Source organism: Hoskinsella mucinilytica (assembly GCF_045223415.1).
In the GTDB taxonomy this organism is placed as follows: domain Bacteria; phylum Bacillota_I; class Bacilli_A; order Erysipelotrichales; family Erysipelotrichaceae; genus Hoskinsella; species Hoskinsella mucinilytica.
Map to the genome: position 1 here is coordinate 1 of NZ_JBEQZJ010000098.1, position 1,598 is coordinate 1,598.

At 34.4% G+C, this 1,598-nt stretch carries 2 protein-coding genes; one reads left to right on the forward strand and one right to left on the reverse strand.

Going from position 1 to position 1,598, the window contains the following annotated elements:
* Positions 1–81: 81 nt before the first annotated feature.
* Positions 82–729 carry a Crp/Fnr family transcriptional regulator gene (locus UGRO018_RS17630; protein ID WP_416327825.1) on the reverse strand — a complete coding sequence of 216 codons (648 nt, stop codon included), beginning with the start codon at positions 727–729 and terminating at the stop codon, positions 82–84.
* Positions 730–856: 127 nt separating this feature from the next.
* On the opposite strand from UGRO018_RS17630, the gene UGRO018_RS17635 reads away from it, so the two are divergent.
* Positions 857–1,507 (forward strand): ATP-binding protein, encoded by a 651-nt coding sequence (locus UGRO018_RS17635; RefSeq protein WP_416327826.1) that lies wholly within the window; start codon positions 857–859, stop codon positions 1,505–1,507.
* Positions 1,508–1,598: the final 91 nt, after the last annotated feature.

A 1,598-nucleotide genomic window follows, 5' to 3' on the forward strand; every position in this document is an offset into this window, starting at 1 on the left:
ATTTAACATATTCAATTTTATAGTAAGCAGGTTGTTTTTCTTCCTGCTTTTATTATACGAAAAGCTTCTGAAAAGAAGCGATTATAATAATCTGAATTTATTTTTCCGATATTCCAAAATACCATCTTGTTTTAATTGGCTTAATACCGCAGATAAAGCACTACGTTCTACACAGAGATAATCAGCGAGCTCTTGACGATTCAAGGAAATCTCGATATGACTGGAATGAGTACGTAACGCCTGTTGATAAAGATACGTCATTACTTTTTCCCTTGTACTTCTTTGTGATAATATATCAATACGTTTTGTTAGAAATTGGTTTTTATCAGATAAAATACGCATCAAATTTTGAATCAATATGGATTGTGAAGGCTTCATTGCACGTTCATGAAATAAGTATTGTACCGGAATCCATAAGATGATACAATCCTGACCTGCAATGATATCTACTTGTAATGGCGCATGGTTTAACGCAAAGGATTCTGCGAATAAACCATAGGGAGTGATATCAGCGTAAATCGTGTTATTTCCCAGGTAATCCTGTTTGATGATTTGAACACAACCCTCGCATACGATACCGAATGCAGGAACAAGATCTTGATGACGATATAACATAGTGCCTTTGCTGTATTGCTTTTCATAAGCATGTATGGCTTTTAGGATAATGGCAATTTCATCTTCTTTGATTTGTGTAAACAAAGGACATTGTATCAATCCGGTTGTATTCATAAAAACCTCCGATCATTCTCTTGAATATGGTATCACAGATTGTGAAGAAAGGGAAATCATTTGTTGGAATAACAACATACAGATAAAAGAAACTAAGTTATACTTATGCTTGTTAGGAGATGTGATGATGAAACGAAAGATAGTGAACATAGATGAGAATATATGCAATGGGTGTGGATTATGTATTGATGCTTGTCATGAAGGTGCAATTGCTTTGGTAAATGGGAAAGCAAAATTAATGCGTGAAGATTATTGTGATGGTTTGGGAGATTGTTTACCTGTTTGTCCTGTGAATGCGATTCATTTTGAGCTAAGAGAAGCTCTTGACTATGATCAAAAACTAACGATGAATGCACAAAAAGCAAAGGTGAATGCTTTTATTAAAGAACCATGGATGGGGACATTATCGCAATGGCCTGTGCAAATACCATTAGTACCTGTCAATGCGCCATTTTTTCAAAATGCGCGTCTTTTGATTGCGGCAGATTGTTGCGCTTATGCTGATAGGGATTTTCACTATGATGTTATGAAAGATAAGATAACATTAATAGGTTGTCCCAAGTTAGATGCTGTAGATCATACGGATAAATTAACTGAAATCATTCTACAAAATGATATCAAAAGTATAACTGTAGCTAGAATGGAAGTTCCATGTTGTGGTGGTTTGGTAAATGCAACAAAAATGGCATTACAAAGAAGCGGAAAGTCCATTCCATTTAATATTGTAACCATTACAACTCAAGGAGAAGTAAAACATGATGAAAAGATATCAGGCTAAAAAAATCTTAAAATACATATACTAGTTTGTAAAGAAGGATGATTCCTCAATATAGAAAGCTGAAATATACTACGAGGTTTAGGCTTTTGTT

Excerpts from the sequence above, each read along its gene's own strand:
- UGRO018_RS17630 (WP_416327825.1), bottom strand. The coding sequence starts at position 729 with ATGAATACAACCGGATTGATACAATGTCCTTTGTTTACACAAATCAAA.
- UGRO018_RS17635 (WP_416327826.1), top strand. The coding sequence starts at position 857 with ATGAAACGAAAGATAGTGAACATAGATGAGAATATATGCAATGGGTGT.